The sequence below is a fragment of the uncultured Microbacterium sp. genome (assembly GCF_900078385.1).
In the GTDB taxonomy this organism is placed as follows: Bacteria; Actinomycetota; Actinomycetes; order Actinomycetales; family Microbacteriaceae; genus Microbacterium.
Genome location: NZ_FLQR01000010.1, coordinates 103885 through 125702, shown reverse-complemented (window position 1 = coordinate 125702; position 21818 = coordinate 103885). Strand labels below are relative to the sequence as shown.

Genomic DNA, 21818 nt, shown 5'->3' with positions numbered 1-21818 from the left:
GACTCGCGGCATCCGCACCCGAAGGAGGAGTCATGAGCCCCGATCCGATCCCCGATCAGCCCGCCGTCCCGACACCGCTCGAGCACACCCCGCCGGAGGCCGGGCCCACGACCGGGATCAAGCTCCTCGCCGAGGCCGCCGGGACGTTCCTCCTCGTCTTCGGCTCGATCGGCGCCGCGCTGTTCGCGGCCGACTTCGGGACGAGCGCGGCGGGCACCTCCCTCGGCATCGGCTTCGTCGGCGTCGCGCTGGCCTTCGGACTCACCGTCGTCGCCGGCGCGTATGCGTGGGGGCCGATCTCCGGCGGGCACTTCAACCCCGCCGTGACGCTCGGACTCGCCGCCGCGGGGCGGTTCCCGTGGCGGGACGCGCTCGGCTACATCATCGCCCAGATCGTCGGCGGCGCCGTGGGGACGAGCCTGCTCGTGCTGATCGGCATGTTCGGTCCCGACGGCTGGCTCGCCGCGCGGCAGAGCTCCGGCTTCGCGAGCAACGGTTTCGGCGCCCAGTCCCCCGGCGGTTTCGGGCTCGGCGCCGCGATCACGGCGGAGATCCTCTTCACCGGCGTCTTCGTTCTCGTCATCCTGGGCGTCACGCACGCGACGCGCGGCACACCGCTCGCGGGGCTCGTCATCGGCCTGACGCTCACGCTCATCCACCTCGCGACGATCCCCATCGACAACACGTCGGTGAACCCCGCGCGGTCGATCGCGACGGCCATCTACGGCGGCGTCGACGCGCTGGCGCAGCTCTGGGTGTTCCTGGTCTTCCCGATCGTCGGGGCGCTCATCGCCGGCTTCGCCCACAAGGCCCTCTTCGACTCCCGCAGCGCCGCCTGACCGCGCCCCGGACCCGCCCACGACGCCAGCGGAGCGGTTCGCGGGGGTACGGACAGTCGGGGTAGGGGCCCTGTTGTCCGAACCCCCGCGAACCGCGCAGCGGGAGCGCGACGCGCGAAGCGCGAGCACCGTCCGCGACGCGCGAAGCGCGAGCACCCCGCGGAAGCGCGATCAGGACGCGGAAAGGCCCGCCCCCGAAAACGAGGGACGGGCCTTCCGACGAGACGAGCCGTCAGACGAGGTCGAACCGATCGAGCTCGGTGACCTTGCCCCACGCCGCCGCGAAGTCGCGCACGAACTTCTCCGTCGCGTCGTCCGAGGCGTACACCTCGGCGAGAGCGCGCAGCTCGGAGTTCGAGCCGAACAGGAGGTCGACGCGCGTGCCGCGCCCGAGACGCTCGGTCGAGCCCTCCTTGACGCCTTCGTATGCCTGCGACCCCGGGTCCAGCGCCGTCCACGTCGTGCCGAGGTCGAGGAGGTTGACGAAGAAGTCGTTCGTCAGCACGCCGGCTCGACCGGTGAACACGCCGTACTCCGAGCCGTCCCAGTTCGCCCCGAGCACGCGCAGGCCGCCGACGAGGACGGTCATCTCCGGCGCCGTGAGGGTGAGGAGGTTGGCCTTGTCGATGAGCTGGTGCTCCTGCGGCAGGACGGCGTTGCGCCCGTAGTAGTTGCGGAACCCGTCGGCGGCCGGCTCCAGGTAGGAGAACGACTCCACGTCGGTCTGCTCCTGCGTGGCGTCGGTGCGGCCCGCGCGGAACGGCACCGTCAGCTCGACTCCGGCATCCTGCGCGGCCTTCTCGACGGCCGCGTTGCCGGCCAGCACGATGAGGTCGGCGAGCGACACCTTCTTGCCGTCGGTGCGGCCGTCGTTGAACGACGCCTGGACGGACTCCAGCTGTGCGAGCACCTGCTGCAGCTGCGGCGGGTTGTTGACCTGCCAGTCCTTCTGCGGCTCCAGACGGATGCGGGCGCCGTTGACGCCGCCGCGCTTGTCGCTGCCGCGGAAGGTGGAGGCCGCGGCCCAGGTCGTCGACACGAGCTGGGCGACGGTGAGACCGGAGGCGAGGATCTGCGCCTTCAGGGCCGCCGCGTCGGCGTCGTCGATCAGGATGTGGTCGACGGCGGGGAGCGGGTCCTGCCAGATGAGCTCCTCGGTGGGGACCTCGGGGCCCACGTAGCGGGCGATCGGGCCCATGTCGCGGTGGGTGAGCTTGAACCAGGCGCGCGCGAACGCATCGCCGAACGCCTCGGGGTCGTCCTTGAACTTCCGGGAGACCTTGTCGTACTCCGGGTCCATCCGCAGGGCCAGGTCGCTCGTCAGCATCCGCGGCTCGCGGCGCTTCGACGGGTCGTGCGCGAGCGGCACCATGTCCGCGCCCATGCCGTTCGTCGGACGCCACTGGTTCGCGCCGGCGGGGCTCTTCATGAGCTCCCACTCGTAGGCGTAGAGGATGTGGAAGAACTCGTTGTCCCACCGGGTCGGGTGGTAGGTCCAGGTGACCTCCAGGCCGGAGGAGATCGTGTCGTCGCCCTTTCCGGAGCCGTAGCCGTTCTGCCAGCCGAAGCCCTGCGCCTCCAGGCCGGACGCCTCAGGGTTGTCCCCGACGTGCGAGTCGGGGGCCGCGCCGTGCGTCTTCCCGAACGTGTGACCGCCGGCGATGAGGGCGACGGTCTCCTCGTCGTTCATCCCCATGCGGGCGAACGTCTCGCGGATGTCGCGCGCCGAGGCCAGCGGGTCGGGGTTGCCGTTCGGGCCCTCCGGGTTGACGTAGATGAGCCCCATCTGCACGGCCGCGAGCGGCTTGTCGAGCTCCCGGTCGCCCTTGTAGCGCTGGTCGCCGAGCCACGTCGTCTCCGGGCCCCAGTACACGTCGTCGTCCGGCTCCCACACGTCGGGACGGCCGCCGCCGAAGCCGAACGTGTTGAAGCCCATGGTCTCGAGCGCAACGTTGCCGGCGAGGATCATCAGGTCGGCCCAGGACAGCGCCTGGCCGTAGGTCTTCTTGACGGGCCAGAGCAGGCGCCGCGCCTTGTCGAGGTTGACGTTGTCCGGCCAGCTGTTCAGCGGCGCGAAGCGCTGCTGACCGGCCCCGCCGCCGCCACGGCCGTCGTGGACGCGGTAAGTGCCGGCGCTGTGCCATGCCATGCGGATGACGAGGGGGCCGTAGTTGCCGAAGTCCGCGGGCCACCAGTCCTGCGACGTCGTGAGGACCGCCGCGATGTCGGCCTTGACCGCGGGAAGGTCGAGTGCCTCGAAGGCGGCCTTGTAGTCGAAGTCGCCGCCGAGCGGGTTGGCCTCGACGGGATTCTTCTTGAGCACCCGGAGGTTCAGCTGGTTCGGCCACCAGACGTTGTTGGCGGAGCCGGTCGTGGGGTGCGGCTGCGCGTGGACGACGGGGCATCCCGCCGCCTCCTCCGCCTTCGCCTCGTCGGTGTCCGCGACGAGCACGTCCTGGCTGATGTCAGTCACGTCCTCGCCGATGGGGGCGGCGGTGGGCTCGTGGTCGGTCATGGGATTCCTTCCTCGGGTGGTGGTGCTCAGGCGGCGGCCGCGCACGCGGAGCACAGGCCCCAGTACGTGACTTCCGCCGATGCGATCGCGAAACCGTGGTCCTGCGACGGCGTGAGACAGGGGGCATGCCCGACCGCGCAGTCGACGTCGGCGACGGTGCCGCAGTCGGTGCAGATCAGGTGGTGGTGGTTGTCGCTGACGCGCAGCTCGAACAGCATCGACTGCCCGGCCGGCTCGATCCGACGGACGATGCCGGCATCGGCGAAGTCGTTGAGCGCGTTGTAGACGGATTGGCGGCTGAGCCTGGGCATCAGCGGACCCACAGCGGCGAACAGGGCGTCGGCGCTCGCGTGCGGGTGGGCGGCGAGCGCCGCGTAGACCGCGGCGCGCGACTGCGTGACGCGGAGGCCGGCATCGCGCAGCGCCTCGGAGGCCACCGGGTGCCGCGAGGGGCCCTGCACGGCGGTCGTCGACATGCCCCCAGTCTAGCGACTGTTTTGAACGGATCCAAACTAGAGGGAGCGGTGGATCAGCCCGCGACGAGCCGCGTCGTGCCGGCTTCGTACTCGGTCAGATCCCCGGTCTCCCCGTGCGCGGCGGCCCGCCGTCCGACGATGAGCATGTACCCCAGGAAGGCGGCGAGCGCGAGCGTCCCGAGCCCGATCTTGACAGGCCACGGCCACGGCTGCGCCGTCACGAACCCCTCGAGGAGACCGGCGACGGCGAGCGCCAGGACGAGGCCGACCGCGACGGTCGCGAGGGATCGACCGGCCGTGGCGAGGGACTCCCCGCGACCGCGCGGGCCGGGGGCCACCCACGCCCAGAAGATGTGCAGCCCCGCCGCGGCCGCGACGAAGAGGCAGGTGAGCTCGAGCTGGCCGTGCGGGGCGATATAGAGGAAGAACACGTCGCCGCGCCCGTGCGCGAAGAGCACGGCCGCGGCTGTGCCGACCGACACGGCGTTCTGCATCGTGACCATGACGGGCCAGATGCCGGTGACGCCGAACAGGACGCACTGCGCGGCGATCCAGGCGTTGTTCGTCCAGACCGTCCCGGCGAAGACGGCGGCCGGGTTCTCGCTGTAGTAATCGGTGAAGTCGGCCTCGGCGTACTGCGCGAGCCCGGCCTCGTCCCCGAGGGCGGCGACGACGGCGGCGTCGCCGGCGATCCACGTGGCCACGAGCGCTCCGATGGCGAAGAACGCCAGCGCGACTGCGAGGGTCGTCCAGCGGAGCCGGTAGAGGGCTGCGGGAAGCTGGTGGACGAAGAAGCGGGGCACCTGCCGGAGCACGTTGTCGGGGGCGCCGGTCAGACGCAGGCGCGCGCGCGCCAGCAGCGTCGAGAGGTGATCGCCCTCGGGGCTCCGGCCGGCGGTCGTCTTGATCTCGGCGAGATCGGCGGAGGCCGAGCGGTACCGGGCGACGAGTTCGTCGACGTCGCGCCCGCTCGGCCGCCGGACACGGCCCAGTTCGTCCAGCCGCGCCCACTCGGCGCGACGCGCGGCCGTCAGGGCGTCGAGGTCCATTTGGTTTACTGTACCCATGCCCACCCCCGGCCCCACCCCGGTCGCACCGGCGCAGATCCGGCAGGACGAGATCCTCACCGGCGAGGCCGTCGCCCTCGACGTGCAGCCGGTCGGGTTCTTCCTCCGGGCGCTCGGGCTCCTCATCGACATGGTGACCGGCGTCGCGCTGCTCGTGGTGTTCCTCCTCGCGGCCGGCTGGGTCGCCGGCGTGGGCCTCGACCTCGCGGCGCTGTCCCCGGCCCTCACCGTCGCGAGTCTCGCGGTGGTCATGGTGGTCGTGCCGACGGCGGTCGAGACCGCCACGCGCGGTCGGAGCCTCGGCAAGCTCGCCGTCGGCAGCCGGATCGTGCGGGTCGACGGCGGAGCGGCGGGCTTCCGGCACGCGTTCATCCGCGCGCTCACCGGCGTGCTGGAGGTGTGGTTCACGCTCGGCGCGGTGGCCGGCATCGTCGGCGCGTTCACCCCCCGCGCGCAGCGCCTCGGCGATCTGCTCGCGGGCACCTACGCCGAGCGCACCCGCGCCCCCCGGCTGCCGGCGCCGGTCGGCGGCGTGCCGGCGCCGCTCGCGGACTGGGCGCGGGTCGCGGACGTCACGCGACTCCCCTACCGCGTGGCCCGGCGGGCCGCCCAGTTCGTGCGCACGGCGTCGGGGCTGGACCCGGCCGCGCGGGCGCGCACCGCCGCGGCGATCGCGGCGGACGTCGCGCCGTACGTCTCACCGGTGCCGAGCGTCGACCCCGAGACCCTGGTGCGGGCCGTCGTGGCCGTCCGGCGGGACCGTGAGTACGCGGCGCTGGTCGGCGAGCAGACGCGTGTCGCGCGACTGACCGCGGGGGTCGGCGCGGCGCCGCGCGGCTTCCCCGAGCGCTGACGCAGCAGCGTCAGTAGCGGTAGTGGTCGACCTTGTACGGGCCGTCGACGGGCACGCCGATGTACGCGGCCTGCGTCGGGGTGAGCTCGGTGAGCTCGACGCCGAGCGCCGCCAGGTGCAGGCGGGCGACCTTCTCGTCCAGCGCCTTCGGGAGCACGTACACGCCGACCGGGTAATCTCCCGGGCGCGTGAAGAGCTCGAGCTGCGCGAGGACCTGGTTCGTGAACGAGGCGCTCATCACGAAGGACGGATGCCCCGTCGCGTTGCCGAGGTTGAGCAGACGCCCCTCGCTGAGCACGAGGATGCTGCGGCCGCTCGGCATCCGCCACTCGTGCACCTGCGGCTTGATCTCGATGCGCTCCGCGCCAGGAAGGGACTCCAGCCCCGCCATGTCGATCTCGTCGTCGAAATGGCCGACGTTGCCGACGATCGCGAGGTGCTTGAGGCCCTGCAGGTGCTCGACCGTCACGACCTGCGTGTTGCCGGTCCCGGTGATGAGGATGTCGACATCGCCGATGACCGATTCGAGCCGGGCGACCTGATAGCCGTCCATGGCGGCCTGGAGGGCGCAGATGGGGTCGACCTCGCCGACGATGACGCGTGCGCCCTGTCCGCGGAGCGCCTCCGCGGCGCCCTTGCCGACGTCGCCGTACCCGGCGACGAAGACGACCTTCCCGCCCATCAGGACGTCGGTGGCGCGGTTGATGCCGTCCGGCAGCGAGTGGCGGATGCCGTACTTGTTGTCGAACTTCGACTTCGTGACGGAGTCGTTGACGTTGATCCCCGGGAAGAGGAGCCCGCCGGCGGCGTGCAGCTCGTACAGACGGTGGACGCCGGTCGTGGTCTCCTCGGTGACGCCGAGGATGCCGGCGGCCATCCGCGTGAAACGCTGCGGGTCGCGCGCGAGGCTCGCGCGGAGCGTGTCGAGCACGATGCGGTACTCGGCGGAGTCGCCGGTCGCGGCGTCCGGAACCGCACCGGCGCGCTCGAACTCGACGCCCTTGTGCACGAGCAGCGTCGCGTCGCCGCCGTCGTCGAGGATGAGGTTCGGGCCGTCGAACCCCTCGGCGGACCAGTCGAAGATGCGGTCGGCCAGCTGCCAGTACTCCGCGAGGGTCTCGCCCTTGAACGCGAAGACGGGCACGCCGGCGGGGGCGTCGGCCGTGCCGGTCGGGCCCACCGCGACGGCGGCGGCGGCCTCGTCCTGCGTCGAGAAGATGTTGCAGCTCGCCCAGCGCACCTGGGCGCCCAGCGCGACGAGCGTCTCGATGAGGACGGCCGTCTGCACGGTCATGTGCAGCGAGCCGGCGATCCGTGCGCCGCGGAGCGGCTGCGACGGCCCGAACTCCTCGCGCAGGGCCATGAGGCCGGGCATCTCGTTCTCGGCGAGGCGGATCTGGTGACGGCCGGCAGCGGCGAGCGCGATGTCGGCGACGACGAAGTCGAGGGTGTCCACGGGAGTCGGCATCCGCCCATTCTCCCACTACGCGCGGCGGTGTGGAGGCCGCGGGTCGATCAGACGCGGAGCGTCTCGTGCCGGACGACGACCCAGCCCTTCGGCACGGAGAGCCGATCGGTGTGGATGGCGCACAGGTCGTGGGCGTGCGGGTCGTTGCCGCGCCCCAGCGGACCGACGGCGGCCATCTGGTCGCCGTAGTCGAAGGTGAGGGTCGTCACCGCTTCGCGGGCGCAGCCCACCTTGGAACAGAGTCTCTCGAACATCGTGTCCACCGTAGCGAGCGCGCGCCCGGCCGGACGCAGGCCGCGCCGCGCGACCTAGGATGGGGTCATGATGAGGCGCCGCGTTCGCACCGCGACGACGCGTGCGCGGCCGTCGCGGCACGGCCGGCATGGCCGCGAGGACCGCAGCCCCGTCGTGCGCCCGCCGCTGCCGCCGCTGGAGACCCGGGCGGAGAAGTTCGACCTCGCCGTCGGCACCGCTGTCGAGTTCCTGCGCAGCGCCTGGCCGGAGCTGCGCGATGTGCAGTTCGACATCGGCGCGATGCCGGCCGACACCGATGCCGAGGGCATCCCGAGGTGGACGGTCCTCGCGGATCAGAAGCGGATCGTCCTGTACCGCCTTCCGATCGAGCGGCTGAGCCACCTGCATCGTGACGACGAGCTGCATCGCCGCATGTCGGTGGAGAGCTGCGTGTTCCGTGCCGCGGCGGAGTACCTCGACAAGGACCCCTGGGACCTCGGCCCGGAGCGCTTCCGCTACTTCTGAGCGGTCACTGCGTGTAGACGACGATCGCCGACGCCGCCGCGTCGGCCGGCAGCACCGCATAGCCCGCGAGGGCCCCGACGCCGGAGTACGTGATGTTCGCCCGCACATCCGCTCCGCCGGAGACCAGCCGGTAGACCGTGCCGGCCCGGAGGGCGAATCGCGCCGCGCCGCCCGCCGGCACGGTGATGTCGGTCGCGCCTCCGGCGCCGGCGTCGGCGGTCACCTCGGCGACGACGTCGGCCTCGCCGCCGTTCGTGAGCGTCAGCATCGGCGAGGTGCCGGGCGCCACCGCGAACAGGCTCGGCACCTTCAGCGGATCGGCCGCGGTGTACCAGGCGAAGTCCGCGCCCTCCCCGAAGCCCGTCGTCTCCCACACGGCGGCGACGACCGGACCGGTCGCGTCGACGTGCACGCTGTACGCGCCGACGCCGAGGTCCTCGAGTTCGAGCTCGAGCGGGACCCCGGCATCGAGGGTGACCGTCCGCGGCTCGTCGACCGCGCCGCGCGCCCCGACGCGCGAGACCGTCACGCTGGCCTCTGCTCCCGCTGACGGTGCGAGGAGCCGCAGCAGCGTCGTCGTGTCGGACGCCCCCGCATCGCCGGGTCGGGTGGTGACGGAGAACGCCGGAATCACCTGGCTCTCGCTGGGTGCGGAGGTCGCGCCGACCTGATCGACGCCGCCGGGGACCAGTGTGCGGGTGATGCTCGCCTGCAGCGCGGCCTGGACGGGAGCCTCGGCGGAGGTCACCCGGATGACCGGACTCTGCTCGCCCAGCGCGAGTCCCGCCAGCGGCAGCACGCGCTGCGCTCCGGCTGGGACGACGATGCCGGTGCCCGACGGCGGGGTCACGGCGCCACCTGCGCCATACACCGTCAGGTCCACCCGCGCCGCGACGGTGCCGGGGTTGGTCAACAGGACGAGGTCCGCCGCGCCGGTGATGGCGCTGCCGCCGACGAGCCACGACTCCATGAGCGGCGGCGTGCACGCGGCGGCGGCGAAGCCGCTGAGGTCGTCGCCCGACACAGAGGTCGAGCCCGCGGCCGCCAGGTCGGTGCGGGTGCGGTCCTTCGGGGCGGCGGTGAAGGCCTGCGGGCCGAGCCCGTCGATGACATCGGGGACGAGCAGCGTCGCCTCCGTCGCGGGCTCGCTACCCGCGCCGGTCGCCGCGACGACGCGCTGGCGCGCCGCCTCGGTGACCGCGGCGGCGTCGCCGGCGTCGCGCCCGACCGCCAGGAGGGGTCCCGTGCAGGCGAGGACGGACGCCTCGGGTTCGGGGATGGCGGTGACCGACAGCGGCTGCCGCGTGAACTCGGGCCAGGGGAAGACCGCCGCCGCGGTGGCGCCCAGCGCGAACGCGACCGTGACGGCGATGCCCACGGCGGTCCGCGCCCCGCGCTGCGTCCGGCTGATGCTCATCGGCGCTCCGCTCTGCTGGTGCCGACGACGCGGGGCAGGCCCCGGCCCTCTCGGCGGCTCGCGCTCGTCGGGAGGGCGAGGAGAAGCGCGACGGCGACGACCCCGAGCTGTACGGCGGCCACGCGCCGCGCGGTCGCGACGGTCTCGGCCGACGCGGAGCGTGCGGAGACCTCGCCGGACAGGCGCCACAGCGTGCCCTTCGCGGTCTCGCCGACGATGTCCACTCCGCTGCGCTTGTCCAGGGCCGTCTGCGCCGACAGTCGCATCGCACGGGCCCCATCGGCATCGCCGTCCGCGGTGGTGCCCAGGACGACGAACGCGATGCCGTGATCGGCCAGCCGGTCCACGACATCCCCCGCGGCATCCGTGATGAGGTCCGCCGCCATGCGCGCGGTCGTCACGTCGGCGGCGTCCGCCGTCGTCCGCGCGGAGAGCAGCGTCGTCTGGCCGCCGAGCGTCGCGCTCCCGCCCCACACGACCGACGCCGCGATGCCGCCGTCCGGCTGCGGGACGATGACGAGAGTGCCGTTGGAGGTCCCGCCGCGCCCCTCGGCGTCGACGTAGGCCGGCAGCGTGCTCGCGGGGCCGTTCGTCAGCGCCGCGGTGCCGCGGACCGTCGCGGTGAGCGCGGGGAAGGCCGCGGCGCCGAGAGCGACCATGATGACGGCCGCGGCAACGAGACGGGCGAACCGGATGCCGGGCAGCAGGTCGAGGGTGAGCAGGGCGGCGCCGAGGAACCCGGCCCACGCGAGGCTCAGCGCTGCGCCGGGCCACAGCCCCACGGCATCCGAGCCGGAGGCCGACAGGGTCACGCCGACCGCTGCGAACGCCGTCGCGAGTCCCAGCGCGGCGACGAGGAGTGTCGTGAGGGATGCCGTGAGCCGCGCCGTGAGCGGTGCGAGGAGCGCGAGGACGAGCAGCGGCACCGTGAGCAGGGGCACCCACCAGACCGGCGCGGCGTCCCCGAGGAGCGCGTTCCAGCCGCCGGGGTCGGCGGTGGGGAACCCGGCGGTCAGCAGCAGTCGCCGCAGCACGTCGGCCGCGCCGCCGGTGTCGAGGGGAACCCCGGGATCGGCCAGCAGGCTCCCTGCGTCGCCGGCGCGGAGTCGGTGCCAGACGAGCGGCGCGAACAGCACCACGGTCGGGACGATGAGCCATACGACGTGCGGCAGGCCTCTCCCGCCGCGCAGGACGACGGTCAGGACGACGGCGATGAGCCACAGCACCCCGAGGCCCGGCGCGAGCGACGGGGCGCAGGCGATCACGGCGGCGAGGAGGAGCGAGGCCACACCGGCGCTCGTCCACGAGCGGTGCGCGGCGACGCCCGTGTAGAACAGCCAGGGCAGGAGCAGGTGGACGAGCACACCGGTCGGACGTCCGTCGACCAGCGCCGCCAGGAAGGCGGGGGCGAGCGCCCAGGCGACCGCGCCGAGCGCCCGGAGCGTGCTCCGGCGCGTGACGCGCGTCGCGGCGAACCAGCCGCCGAGCGTCGCGAGGGGAAGCGCGAGGATCCAGAGCACCACGACGGCGCGCGAGGGCTCCCACGGGGACAGGCTGCCGACGAGGGCGACGAGCCCGCTGAACGGGTCGGCGGGCCCGACGAGATCCCAGCCGAGGGGGCGCTGTCCCCATGCGGCGTCCTCCCACAGCTGCGCGAGCGTCGACCGCAGCGGAGCCAGCGCACCCCCGCCGAGCACCGGCCAGGCAAGCAGGGACGGCAGCGCCACGGCGGACAGGACGAGCGCCGCGAGCACCAGCCACGCCCCGCCGCCCGTGAAGAACCGCAGGTCATGGTGATCACCGGTGTCGCCGTCGTCGTCGAGCCGGTGGCGCAGTTGCGCCGTGGTGACCCGCAGCGGTGCCAGCTGCGCCCAGCCCGCCGTGCGGGCGCGCCGGATGCGACCGCGCGCCGCCGCGACGGAGGGGAGCCGGATCATCGCGATGACCGCCGCGGCCCACTCCGATCCGATCCGGTCGGGCTGCTTGCCGAGGAGGTGTCCGAGGGTCCGCCACAGCGCGAGCGGGAGCAGCGACAGCCAGTGCAGCGGCACGGCGGCGGCCGGAGCGTAGACCAGTCGGCGGTGCAGCTGCGCGGTGCGGGACGCGTAGGAGCGGCGCACGTGGGCCCAGAAGTCCTCGCCGCCGGGGGGCCCCGCGACGCCGTCGCCGGCGACCGCGACGAGGGCCGTGGGTGCGAGGGCGACGCGCCCGCCCGCCAGACGCGCGCGCACCCCGAGGTCGAGTCCCTCGTCGGCGCCGGAGAGCGCGGGGTCGATGCCGCCGAGCGCCCGCCATTCCGCGACGCGCACGAGGAGGCCGCGGACGTCGGCGCCCAGCACGTCCTCGGTGGCGTCGTGCTGTCCCTGGTCGAGCTCGCCGTCGGCGAGACCGACCGTGCGACCGAGGCGTGTCATCGACACCCCGAGCGACGCGATCTGGCCGTGATCGTCCCACCGGACGAGCTTGGGCGCGGCGAGGGCCACCGACGGGGCGGTCTCGAGCGCCCCGGCCAGCCGGGCGAGGGCCTCCGGTGCCGGCACCGTGTCCTGCGCGAGGAGCCACACGGCGTCGCCGTCGAGGCGGTGCGTGGCCAGGCGCAGCGCCTGCGCGTAGCTCGTCGACCGGTCCGCCGTGATGACGCCTTCGGCCCCGGAGGCGGCCGCGGCGGCGCGGACGGCGTCGGCCGGACCGCACAGCACGAGGGTCAGCGCATCCACCGGACGCGACTGCGCCGCGAGGGCGGTCAGCGTCCGGCGCAGATGGAGGTCGGCCGGGATGCGCCCATCGGGGCGCACGACCAGCAGTGCGTGGACTCGGGCGGGCATGACGTGGTCAGCCTAGGCGGCGCGTCGCGACAGCAGAGGCAGCCGCGCGCGATTCGCCGGGATCGGTCAGCTCGCGCGCCGCTTGAGCTTGCGCCGCTCGCGTTCGCTCAGCCCACCCCAGATGCCGAAGCGCTCGTCGTTCTGCAGGGCGTACTCGAGGCACTCCCCGCGCACGTCGCACGACCCGCAGATGCGCTTCGCGTCGCGGGTCGAGCCGCCCTTCTCCGGGAAGAAGGCCTCGGGATCGGTCTGCGCGCAGAGCGATTCGGACTGCCAGGCGAGGGCAGTGTCCTCGCCGGTCTCGGCGGGCCGACGCACGCCGGGCACTCCGAGATTGATCGGATCGACGAACCAATTCTCGGGAACGCCGGAACGGTAACCCGTCATCTCGCTCTCCCACCTGTATATCCACACGATGTCTGTGTGTAGGGATAATTACACCCTTGTCATTCGCCCCGGTCAAGTCGCAGATCGTAAAGCCTCAAGCCGACATTGAACCTTCTTGACGCTCGCCCGGCGTGTCGCGCACGCCGCGTGGCGCCCGCCCTGCCCCGCGACGATGTGTCCCAGAACCTGCGGGTTGCGCCGCCAACACCGGCATCCGCTGTGACATCCGCTCGCGGGGTGTCACACCATCCGGGGGGCGAGCACGCCATCACCCGCCTGGTGCGGGACGATCCGCGCGGGCGCGGCGGATGCCGCAGGTGACCGCGGCGATCAGGGGCGGCCGGGCTGCGCGAGGAACACGTCGCCCTCGCCGGTGAGCTCGACGCTCGTCTCGTCGACCGTGAGGTAGGCGGCTTCCGCGGGCCGCAGCGTGAGAGCGCCGCCGGCCGCCGTCACGGTCACCTCGCCGCGGGTGACGAGCGCGATGGCGGGCCCGGCGAGCGCGAGGCGCTGCGCCCGGCCGGAGTGCACGGCGGCGTGGACGAGCGCGAAGTCGGGGATGCCGACGTCGAAGACCTCGGCACCGTCGACGGTCATCGGCGTCACGAGGGGCGCGGGCTCCGGGGTGGTGTCGACGATCCGCATCAGCTCGGGAACGTCGATGTGCTTCGGCGTGAGTCCTCCGCGCAGCACGTTGTCGCTGGCCGCCATGAGTTCGACGCCGAGGCCGTCCTGATAGGCGTGCAGCACCCCGGCGGGTGCGAACAGCGCCTCGCCCCGGTGCAGCTCGACGAGGTTCATCAGGAGCGCCACGACGATCCCCGGGTCGCCCGGGAAGTCCTCGGCCGCGGCGCGCAGGACCTGCAGCTCGGCGGCGAACTCGGTGCTGGAGGCGGCCCGGAGCGCCACGACGAGATCGTCGATCTCGGCCTGGGCCTGCCCGCTCAGCGCCCACTCGAGCGTCTCCCGCAGGATGTCCGCGTCCGCTCCCGGCCGGGAGAGCCGGGCCGCGAGCGCGGTGACGCCCGGGCCCTCGCCGAGCTCCGCCAGCAGCCGGCGGGTGTCCTCGAGCGGACGCAGTCCCACGAGGGCGCGGAACACGTCGCTGACCGCGACGATGATCTCCGGCTTGTGGTTGGCGTCCCGGTAGGTGCGCTCGGGTGCATCGACGGGGATCCCCGCCGCGTTCTCCCGGGCGAAGCCGGTGGCCGCCTCCGCCAGGGAGGGGTGCGCCTGGATCGACAGCGAGCTGCCCGCCGCGAGCAGCTTCATCAGGTACGGGAGCGGACGCTCCCCCCGGTCCGCGATCAGCCCGTCCAGCGTCCGTCCCGAACCGTCCTGGACGCGCGCGGGGCAGCCCGGGTGATCGCCGTACCAGATCTCGGCTTCCGGACTCCCGTCCGGCGCCCGGCCGACGAGGTCGGGGATCAGGGTGGCGGACCCCCACGAGTAATCGCGGGGCTCGTTCGTCAGGCCGATGAGCACCCCCTCAGCCTAAAGGTCACGCGCGATAGCCTGAGCGCAGATGACTGTTCACACGATGCACCCGATCTCGGCGCCGCCCCAGGCGCCGGTGCGGGAGAAGACCGGCCACCTGCTGCTGCGCGGGTGGTGCATCTTCGTGCTCGCCGGTGCCCTCGCAGGGACCAGCTGGCTCCTGGCGCTGGGGACGCTGGGCTCCGCGATCGTCGCCGCCGGCTCCGGCCTCGTCTCCGTCCTCCTGTGGGTGACGCTCCGCCCCGTCGTGCAGTGGCGCCGGCTCCCCTGGTTCGCCGTCGCCTACATCGCGTGGGCCGTGGCGTCGCTGCTCTGGAGCGCGTGGCCCACCGCCACCGCCATGACGCTGCTGCTGCTGCTCACGACCTCGGTGCAGGCGATGTTCGTCGGTGCCGTGCTCACGTGGCGCGAGCTGATCCGGGCGGTAGCGTCGGCGCTGAAGTGGATCCTGGGCCTGTCGCTCGTGTTCGAGCTGTGGGTCTCGCTGATCTGGCAGGGTCCGATCCTCCCCGGCTTCGTGCGCCCGGACGGTCCGGTGGACGACCCGATCGTGCTCTGGTCCCGCGACAACCTCTTCGACGGGGGGCGCATCCAGGGGCTGTTCGGCAACGCGAACGACCTCGCCTACGTCGCGCTGCTCGCCCTCGTCGTCTTCGGCGTGCGCCTCGCCGGCGGAGCGCCGCGCCGCGTGCTCCTCATCGGATGGATGGTGCTGGCCGGCTACCTGTTCGTCCGCGCGGGCTCTGCGACGGCGTACCTGGCCGCCGCGGCCGTCGTCGTCGTCCTCCTGACGGCGCTGCTCATGCGCACCTCGAACCGCCCCGGCGGACGGACGCGCTTCTACCTCGCCTACTTCGTGGTGGCGGTGGGGGGCCTGACGGCGCTCTGGCTCGCCCGCGACGCCGTCTTCGCGCTCCTCGGCCGCTCCGCCGACCTGACCGGACGCGAGGGGATCTGGGGCGCCGTCATGGAGCGCGCCGTGGAGCGACCCGTGCTCGGCTGGGGGTTCTCCACACCGTGGGTGCCGACCGACCCCGGCTTCGACGAATGGATCGTCGACCACGGCGAGACGGTCATGCAGGCGCACAACATGTGGATCGACGTGTTCTTCCAGCTCGGCATCGTCGGTCTCGTGCTCATCGCCCTGACCTTCCTGGCGTACGTCTGGCGCGCGTGGTTCTTCGCGGTGGACCGTCCGCGCTGGGACCTCGTCTCGGACCGCCCCTACTCTGCGGGGACCCTCGTCCCGACGCTGACCGGAGCCATCCTGCTGGTGCGCGGACTGGCCGAATCCGGCCCGCTGCTGGCCTGGGGCTGGTTCCTCGTCATCCTCCTGGCCTTCAAGATCAAGCAGGCGCCGCTCGTGGACCGCGGCCCGGCCGAGCGCCGGCTCGTCGGGGAGCAGGGCGAGCGGCTGCGCGGACGATGACCGCCGGGGTGCCGACGCCGAGCGGCCAGACCATGTCGCTGCTGCGCTCCTCGGCGTTCGCGGCGGTTTTCGCGACGATCGCGATCGCCGCCCTCTTCTCCACCCACGTCCTGCGCAGTCTCATCGGCGACGCGGGGTACGGTGCGATCATCGTCGGCCTCTGCGTCATCGGCGTCGCCCTGCTCGCGGCGCGGCGGCGCGAGTGGCGTGTCATCGAACTCATGCCGACGACGCTCGCGGCGCTGCTGATCTGGCTGCTCCTGACGACCCTGTGGTCGCGCGCGCCCGTCGAGGGGGTCATGGGATGGCTGCAGCTGGCGGCCCCCACCCTGCTCGCCGTCGTCGTGGCCCAGTTCCGCGACACGCTCCAGACGGTCCGCGCGACCGGGGACGTGCTGCGCGTGCTGCTGAGCGCGTCGCTGGTCGTCGAGGTGCTCAGCGGGGTCCTGCTCGACCTGCCGATCCCGTTCCTGCGGATCGCGGGGAACCTGGCCGACGGCGGACCCATCCAGGGCCTCTTCGGCACCCGCACACAGCTCGGGCTCGTCACGATCATCGCGCTCATCACGTTCCTCGTGGAGTGGCGGACGCGCTCGGTGACACCGGGCCTGTCGATCTTCTCCGTCACGCTGGCGGGCGCCCTCGCGGTGTTCACGGCGTCGCCCATCGTCCTTCTGATGGTCGTCGTCGCCGGCCTCGCGACCGGCATCCTCGCCGTCGTCCGCCGCACCCCGAAGGCCGCCCGACCGACCCTGCAGTGGGCCATCGCCGGCGTCCTCACGGTGGCGGGGATCCTCGTCTACGCGTTCCGCCGTCCCCTCGTGTACTGGCTCAACGCCGAGCCGGACTTCCTCACCCGGTCGAGGCTCTGGAACGCGATCCTCGACCTGTCCGCCGTCCAGCCCGTGCAGGGGTGGGGCTGGGTCGGCACGTGGCCGGACGGTGTCATGCCGTACAGCTTCATCCGCTTCCTCGTGCGCGGCGACCACGCATCGGCGCTCAACGCGTGGATGGACGTGCTGCTGCAGGCCGGCGCCGTCGGGGTCGTGCTCCTCCTCGCCTTCGCGGGCCTGGCCCTGGCGCGCGCCTGGGTGACGGCGTCCGAGCGCCGGTCGACGGTGTACACCTGGCCGCCGCTGATCCTCATCGTGCTGCTTGCCGACTCCGTCGTGACGAGTTCGCTCCTGGGCGGCTTCGGGTGGTTCCTCATCGTCGTGTGCGCGACGCGCGCCTCCCTGGTGAAGGGCTGGCGGAGCGGAATGGACGCCCCGTCGCCGCCGGACGATCTGCCCCACCGCCTCGACGACTGAGCGCCGACGCCGTGCGCGCCCGGAGCGCCCAGGTCGCGCCGAGCCGGGCCGCATAGAATCGACCGTCCCCTGCCCGCCCCGTCCCGGAGGTCCCCGTGCGTCGACTGCGCCGTCTGCTGCGCGGCAGCGCCTTCCTCCAGCGATGGCGCTTCGCGCCGTACATCCTGATGTACCGGCTCTGGGCCCGGCGGCCCGTCGTGGCCGGCCGCATCCTCTTCCTCTCCGATGCCCGCGCCGACTTCTCCGGGAATTTCGCGTCGCTGCGCGACGAGGCCGTCCGTCAGGACCCCGCCGCCGAGGTGATCGGGATCTTCAAGCCCGCCCTCCGTGCACGGCGCCCGCTGCGGGACATGTGGCGCCTGCCGCGCCTGATGGCGACCGCGCAGACCATCGTCCTGGACGACTTCTACCCCCTCGTGTACCCGCTGCGCATCCGCCCGGAGACGCGGCTGGTGCAGGTCTGGCACGCCGCCGGCGCGTTCAAGCGCGTCGGATGGAGCCGGGCGGGGCTGCCCGGCGGCCCGCTGCCGGGCTCGCTCGCACACCGCAACTACACCGATGCGACGGTCAGCTCCGAGGCCATCCGACCCGACTACGCGGAGGCGTACGGGATCGACGTGTCGCGCGTGCACGCGCTCGGCGTCCCCCGCACCGACGTCTTCTTCGACGAGGCGCGTGTCGCCGCGGCCGCGCGGGCCGTGCGGGAGCGCCACGGCATCCCCGCCGACCGCAAGATCGCGCTCTTCGCCCCCACCTTCCGCGGCGACGGTCAGCTCTCCGCGACGTTCGACACCGACAGCGTGCCCTGGGCCGACCTGGTCCGTGACCTCGGCGACGACTGGGTGCTCCTCGTCAAGATGCACCCCTTCGTGGCGCCCCTCGACGTCCTCCGCCCCGACGTGAGCGGGGTCGTCGACGTCACCCGCGACCGGGAGCTCACGGAGCTCATGATGGCGGCCGACGTGCTCGTGACGGACTACTCGTCGGCGATCTTCGAGTTCGCCCTCCTCGACCGGCCCATCGTCTTCTTCTGCCCCGACCTCGCGGACTATGCCGCGAGCCGCGACTTCTACCGTCCGTTCGCCGACTACGTCACCGGCCCGCTCGTCGCAGAGGGCGGCGACCTGGCCGGCGCGATCCGGTCGGCGCGGACGTCCGAGGCGGCGACCGCGTTCCGCCAGGAGTTCATGTCGGCCTGCGACGGCCGCTCGAGCGAACGGATCGTCCGGGAGCTGCTGCTGCGCCCCCGGGCCGTCGTGGAGCGCGCGGCCGTCGCCCCGGGCGGAACCCCGGAGCCGACCCGCGCCGAGGGGCGCATCGGCATCCGGCTCGCCGTCGCCTGGCTCGCGCGGACGAGCCTCGCGCTCGTGTACGCCCCGCTGAAGCTGCTGCCCGCAGGGCACAAGGTCGTCATGATCAGCCGCGAGCACCCGACCATCCCGGACGACTTCGTCGACCTGCGCGCGGCCATCGAGCGTCTCGATCCCCGCGTGCGGGTCGTGACGCTCGTCCGGATGGTGCCGCCAGGGCTGTTCGGCAAGGTCGGCTACGCCGTGCACATGCTCGCGCAGCTCTACCACGTCGCGACCGCCCGCGTCCTCGTCGTCGACACGTACGCGATCGTCGCGAGCGTCCTCCGGCACAAGAGCGACCTCACCGTCATCCAGATCTGGCACGCGCTGGGCGCGTTCAAGAAGTTCGGCATCAGCATCCTCGGCCAGGAGGAGGGCCGTGACGAGCGGATCGCGCGCGCCATGCGGATGCACGAGGGCTACGACATCGTGCTCACGAGTGCGGAGGACTGCCGGCCCGCCTACGCGGAGGCGTTCGGCACCGAGCTCTCCCGCGTGCGCGTGGCTCCGCTCCCCCGGGTGGACCGGCTCCGCGATCCGGCCCGGCGGGAGGCGACCCGCAGCCGCATCCTGGCGGCGCACCCGCACCTGCGCGGTCGCCACGTCGCCGTCTTCGCGCCGACCTTCCGTCTCGACGGCAGCGTCACCGTCGACGTGCCCGCGCTCACCGCAGCGCTGGAGGCGGTGGGCGTCCACACGGTCGTCAAGCTGCATCCCCTCATGCACGGGGCGTTCGGCGCAGACGTCGACACGGCCGACGGATTCTCCACGCAGGAGATGCTCACGGTGGCCGACCTGTTCATCACCGACTACTCCTCCGCCCTGTACGAGGCCGCCGTCGTCGACGTGCCGAGCTACTTCCTCACCCCCGATCTCGACGACTACCTCGCGTCACGGGACTTCTACCTCGACTACCGCCATGACCTGCCCGGGCCGATCGTGCGCACCGTGGGCGAGCTCGCCGCCGCCGTCGCGGCAGACACGGCGACACCCGCCGACGCGGCCGCCTTCGCGACGCGCTGGGTGCAGGTCCCCGGCGACGAGGCGCCCATGCCCGGTGCCACCCCGTGCGCGGACGAGATCGCCCGCATCGTCGCGACCGCCCTCGCCGACTGACCCCGTTACACTGACCCAGGCATGAGAAGAACAATCGGGGTCGTTGGCCTGATGACCAACGAGAACGTGGGCGACTACCTTCTGGTCGAGGCCTCGAAGTACCTGCTGCGAACCCACGACCCGGACATCGTGCTCGTCGACATCGACGTCGATCCGAAGAACGACAGCATCCGCTCCGGAATGCGCCGTCTGAACTACCGTGCCGCCGCGGTCATGAAGGTGTTCCAGCGCCCGGTCCTGTCGGTTCTGCGCGGACAGCGCGCCGCCTACCACTACAACCGCCTGTACTGGAGGACCAAGCTCGGCTGGTACTTCAAAGACCGGATCAAGGATCTCGACGCGATCGTGTTCACCGGCGGCGGGTTCATCAAGTTCAAGACGCAGGGCCTGAACTACATCGACGAGCTCATCCTGGAGACCGCTCGCATGCGCGACATCCCCGTGATGATGAACGCCGTCGGCGTGGAAGGGTACAGCGAGACCGACATCAGGTGCCAGCGGCTCAAGAAGGCCCTCAACTCCGACAACGTGCGCGTCATCACCACGCGCGACGACATCGACACCCTCGACGCCCACTACATCACCAACCCGCGCATCGTCACCGAGCGCGTCGGCGACCCCGTGTTCTGGCTGAGGGAGATGGAGATCCTCGAGGAGAACGTCGGCGGCCAGGCCGAGCGGACCGGGCACCGGATCGGCATCAACCTCATCAACCCCCAGAACTTCTCCGTGTACGGCGGCCACATCTCCCCGGACGCCATCGTCAACTTCTATCGGAACCTGATCGAGGAACTGCAGCGACTCGACGCGGATTTCGTCCTGTTCTCGAACGGCATGACGGTCGACCAGACGTTCGGCCAGTCGCTGGTGTCGAGCATGAATCTGCGCAGCGATCAGTTGGTGCATCGGCCCGCGACGTCGGCGGAGTTCGTCAACCTCGTCGCCGGCTTCGACATCATCCTGAGCGCACGCATGCACGCGGGGATCACCGCGTACGCGATCGACGTGCCCGTCGTGGGGCTCATCTGGGGCGAGAAGCTGCAGTTCCTGACCGAGATCACCGGCCTGCGCGACAGGTACTTCGACGAGCACGAACTCGACGTCGCGAAGATCGCGCGCATGCTCGTGAGCAACGACCTCCCCGCGCCCGACTCGGAGCTGCGCTCGGAGCTGCGTGAGCGCACCCGACGACAGCTCACCGCCTTCGTGGAGAGCGTCCCTCGGAGGAAGACATGATCGACAAGCTGATCGAAGGAAAGCTCCTCACGGTGCTCGTCGGAAGTGTCTTCCGCCTCGTCGAGATCCTCGTCCGCACCGTCCATGTGACCGTGCGAGGCATCCGTCTCCTCGTGCAGGAGGTGGTCACCTCGCGGATCGACACGTGGCTGTCGTCCTTCGGGAAGCGCATGGTGGCGAACAGGACCCGGGTCGAGCAGTCGTCGATCGTGCTCATCGAGCGGGACGGCGAGTACACCGGCGACCCGAAGTACATCGCGGAGGAGATCCTCCGCCGCGGTGCGCCCCTGACGATCACGTGGGTGCTCCGCGATCGGTCGATCGGACCCTTCCCGAGCGAGTTCCACTTCGTGAAGTACGGCACCGCCGAGTACTTCCGATCCGTTGCCGGCGCGAAGGTCGTGGTCCAGAACGCCCACTGCCTCCAGGAGAGCGGTGTCGTGAAAGGAAGCTCCCAGCAGTGGGTGCAGACCTGGCACGACCCACTCGGACTGAAGCGGCTCGACAGCGCCGGCCGCGACCGCAGGTCCTACCTGCGCCTGCGCGAACTCGACAACACGCAGACCGACGTCCTGCTGACGAACAGCACGTTCGAAGACGACGTCTTCACCGAGACGTACTGGCCCGACGTGCCGAAGTCGAGGATCGGTCACCCGCGCAACGACGTCCTCTCAGACACGTCCCAGGAGACGGCGACCCGGATGCGGAAGAAGGCGCTCGACCGTCTCGACATCGCCGACACCGGCCAGCGGTTCCTGCTGTACGGCCCGACGCGCGGGGGCGACCCCCGCGCGACGCCGCTCAGCGGCATCGACGTCAACGCGGTGCGCGCGGCCCTGTCGGAGCGGTTCGGCGGAACCTGGGAGATCCTGATCCGCACGCACAACAGCGACAAAGCACAGTCGGACGTGCTGCTGGCGGGTCTTCCCGCGTACTGCCACAACGCCTCGTTCCATCCCGATGTGCAGGAGCTGCTCGTCCTCGCCGACGCCGGCATGACCGATGGCGCCGGCTGGATCTGCGACTACCTGCTCACGGCCAAGCCGGCGTTCCTGTTCTCCACCCACGAGCGCGGCACGTCTCGTGATCTCGAGAAGCTCCCGCTCCCTCTGGCGACCTCGAACCACGCGCTGCTCAGGAACATCGAGCAGTTCGATCACGAGGTCCACGGCCGCGAGATCGGGCAGTTCCTCGAGGTGTCCGGCAGCGTCGACGACGGTCACGCAGCGTCCCGCGTCGTGGACAGGCTCGAGGAGCTGATGTCCCGCTGAC

At 72.1% G+C, this 21818-nt stretch carries 17 protein-coding genes; 8 read left to right on the top strand and 9 right to left on the bottom strand.

Annotated elements, in window-relative coordinates:
- The first annotated feature begins 32 nt into the window (after positions 1-32).
- Positions 33-839 carry an aquaporin gene (locus QZL85_RS13035; protein ID WP_295577419.1) on the top strand — a complete coding sequence of 269 codons (807 nt, stop codon included), beginning with the start codon at positions 33-35 and terminating at the stop codon, positions 837-839.
- Between the two features lie 232 nt (positions 840-1071).
- On the opposite strand, the gene katG is transcribed toward QZL85_RS13035, so the two are convergent.
- Genes katG through QZL85_RS13020 form a run of 3 tightly spaced genes read right to left on the bottom strand, consistent with a single transcriptional unit; the run spans position 1072 to position 4879 of the window.
- On the bottom strand, positions 1072-3354 hold the full coding sequence (katG, locus tag QZL85_RS13030; RefSeq protein WP_295577417.1) for a catalase/peroxidase HPI: 2283 nt from the start codon (positions 3352-3354) through the stop codon (positions 1072-1074).
- 26 nt (positions 3355-3380) lie between these two features.
- Positions 3381-3830, bottom strand: a complete 450-nt coding sequence (locus tag QZL85_RS13025) for a Fur family transcriptional regulator (protein WP_295577415.1) — start codon at positions 3828-3830, stop codon at positions 3381-3383.
- A gap of 53 nt (positions 3831-3883) precedes the next feature.
- Complete coding sequence (locus tag QZL85_RS13020) at positions 3884-4879, bottom strand: stage II sporulation protein M (protein WP_295577413.1); 996 nt, start codon at positions 4877-4879, stop codon at positions 3884-3886.
- Between the two features lie 16 nt (positions 4880-4895).
- On the opposite strand from QZL85_RS13020, the gene QZL85_RS13015 reads away from it, so the two are divergent.
- The gene (locus QZL85_RS13015) at positions 4896-5750 is read left to right on the top strand and encodes an RDD family protein (protein ID WP_295577411.1); all 855 of its coding nucleotides are present in this window, start codon (positions 4896-4898) and stop codon (positions 5748-5750) included.
- A 10-nt stretch (positions 5751-5760) separates the two neighbouring features.
- On the opposite strand, the gene ahcY is transcribed toward QZL85_RS13015, so the two are convergent.
- Positions 5761-7218 carry an adenosylhomocysteinase gene (ahcY, locus tag QZL85_RS13010; protein ID WP_295577408.1) on the bottom strand — a complete coding sequence of 486 codons (1458 nt, stop codon included), beginning with the start codon at positions 7216-7218 and terminating at the stop codon, positions 5761-5763.
- A gap of 47 nt (positions 7219-7265) precedes the next feature.
- Positions 7266-7472 (bottom strand): DUF3499 family protein, encoded by a 207-nt coding sequence (locus QZL85_RS13005; RefSeq protein ID WP_295577406.1) that lies wholly within the window; start codon positions 7470-7472, stop codon positions 7266-7268.
- Positions 7473-7539: 67 nt separating this feature from the next.
- Here QZL85_RS13005 and QZL85_RS13000 point away from each other — a divergent pair, with 67 nt between their 5' ends.
- Positions 7540-7977, top strand: a complete 438-nt coding sequence (locus QZL85_RS13000; protein WP_295577404.1) for a metallopeptidase family protein — start codon at positions 7540-7542, stop codon at positions 7975-7977.
- A gap of 4 nt (positions 7978-7981) precedes the next feature.
- Here QZL85_RS13000 and QZL85_RS12995 read toward each other — a convergent pair whose 3' ends face one another.
- The 4 genes from QZL85_RS12995 to manA all read right to left on the bottom strand — a co-directional run bounded on the left by QZL85_RS12995 (position 7982) and on the right by manA (position 14091).
- Entirely contained in the window at positions 7982-9394 is a 1413-nt protein-coding gene (locus tag QZL85_RS12995; RefSeq protein WP_295577402.1) for a DUF5719 family protein, read from the bottom strand.
- Positions 9391-12219 (bottom strand): glycosyltransferase, encoded by a 2829-nt coding sequence (locus tag QZL85_RS12990; RefSeq protein WP_295577400.1) that lies wholly within the window; start codon positions 12217-12219, stop codon positions 9391-9393. Before QZL85_RS12990 ends, QZL85_RS12995 begins: the two co-directional genes overlap by 4 nt.
- A 66-nt stretch (positions 12220-12285) precedes the next feature.
- Positions 12286-12606, bottom strand: a complete 321-nt coding sequence (locus QZL85_RS12985; RefSeq protein WP_295577398.1) for a WhiB family transcriptional regulator — start codon at positions 12604-12606, stop codon at positions 12286-12288.
- A gap of 330 nt (positions 12607-12936) precedes the next feature.
- Positions 12937-14091, bottom strand: coding sequence for a mannose-6-phosphate isomerase, class I (manA, locus tag QZL85_RS12980; RefSeq protein WP_295577395.1), 1155 nt, complete (start codon positions 14089-14091; stop codon positions 12937-12939).
- 40 nt (positions 14092-14131) lie between these two features.
- On the opposite strand from manA, the gene QZL85_RS12975 reads away from it, so the two are divergent.
- The 5 genes from QZL85_RS12975 to QZL85_RS12955 all read left to right on the top strand — a co-directional run bounded on the left by QZL85_RS12975 (position 14132) and on the right by QZL85_RS12955 (position 21817).
- The gene (locus tag QZL85_RS12975) at positions 14132-15532 is read left to right on the top strand and encodes an O-antigen ligase (RefSeq protein WP_295577393.1); all 1401 of its coding nucleotides are present in this window, start codon (positions 14132-14134) and stop codon (positions 15530-15532) included.
- Complete coding sequence (locus tag QZL85_RS12970) at positions 15529-16842, top strand: O-antigen ligase (RefSeq protein WP_295577391.1); 1314 nt, start codon at positions 15529-15531, stop codon at positions 16840-16842. Before QZL85_RS12975 ends, QZL85_RS12970 begins: the two co-directional genes overlap by 4 nt.
- Positions 16843-16937: 95 nt before the next feature.
- Positions 16938-19310 carry a CDP-glycerol glycerophosphotransferase family protein gene (locus QZL85_RS12965; RefSeq protein ID WP_295577389.1) on the top strand — a complete coding sequence of 791 codons (2373 nt, stop codon included), beginning with the start codon at positions 16938-16940 and terminating at the stop codon, positions 19308-19310.
- A gap of 51 nt (positions 19311-19361) precedes the next feature.
- A complete protein-coding gene (locus QZL85_RS12960) occupies positions 19362-20546 on the top strand; it encodes a polysaccharide pyruvyl transferase family protein (RefSeq protein ID WP_295577387.1) in 1185 nt (394 codons plus the stop codon).
- Positions 20543-21817, top strand: a complete 1275-nt coding sequence (locus QZL85_RS12955; RefSeq protein WP_295577385.1) for a CDP-glycerol glycerophosphotransferase family protein — start codon at positions 20543-20545, stop codon at positions 21815-21817. Before QZL85_RS12960 ends, QZL85_RS12955 begins: the two co-directional genes overlap by 4 nt.
- Position 21818: the final 1 nt, after the last annotated feature.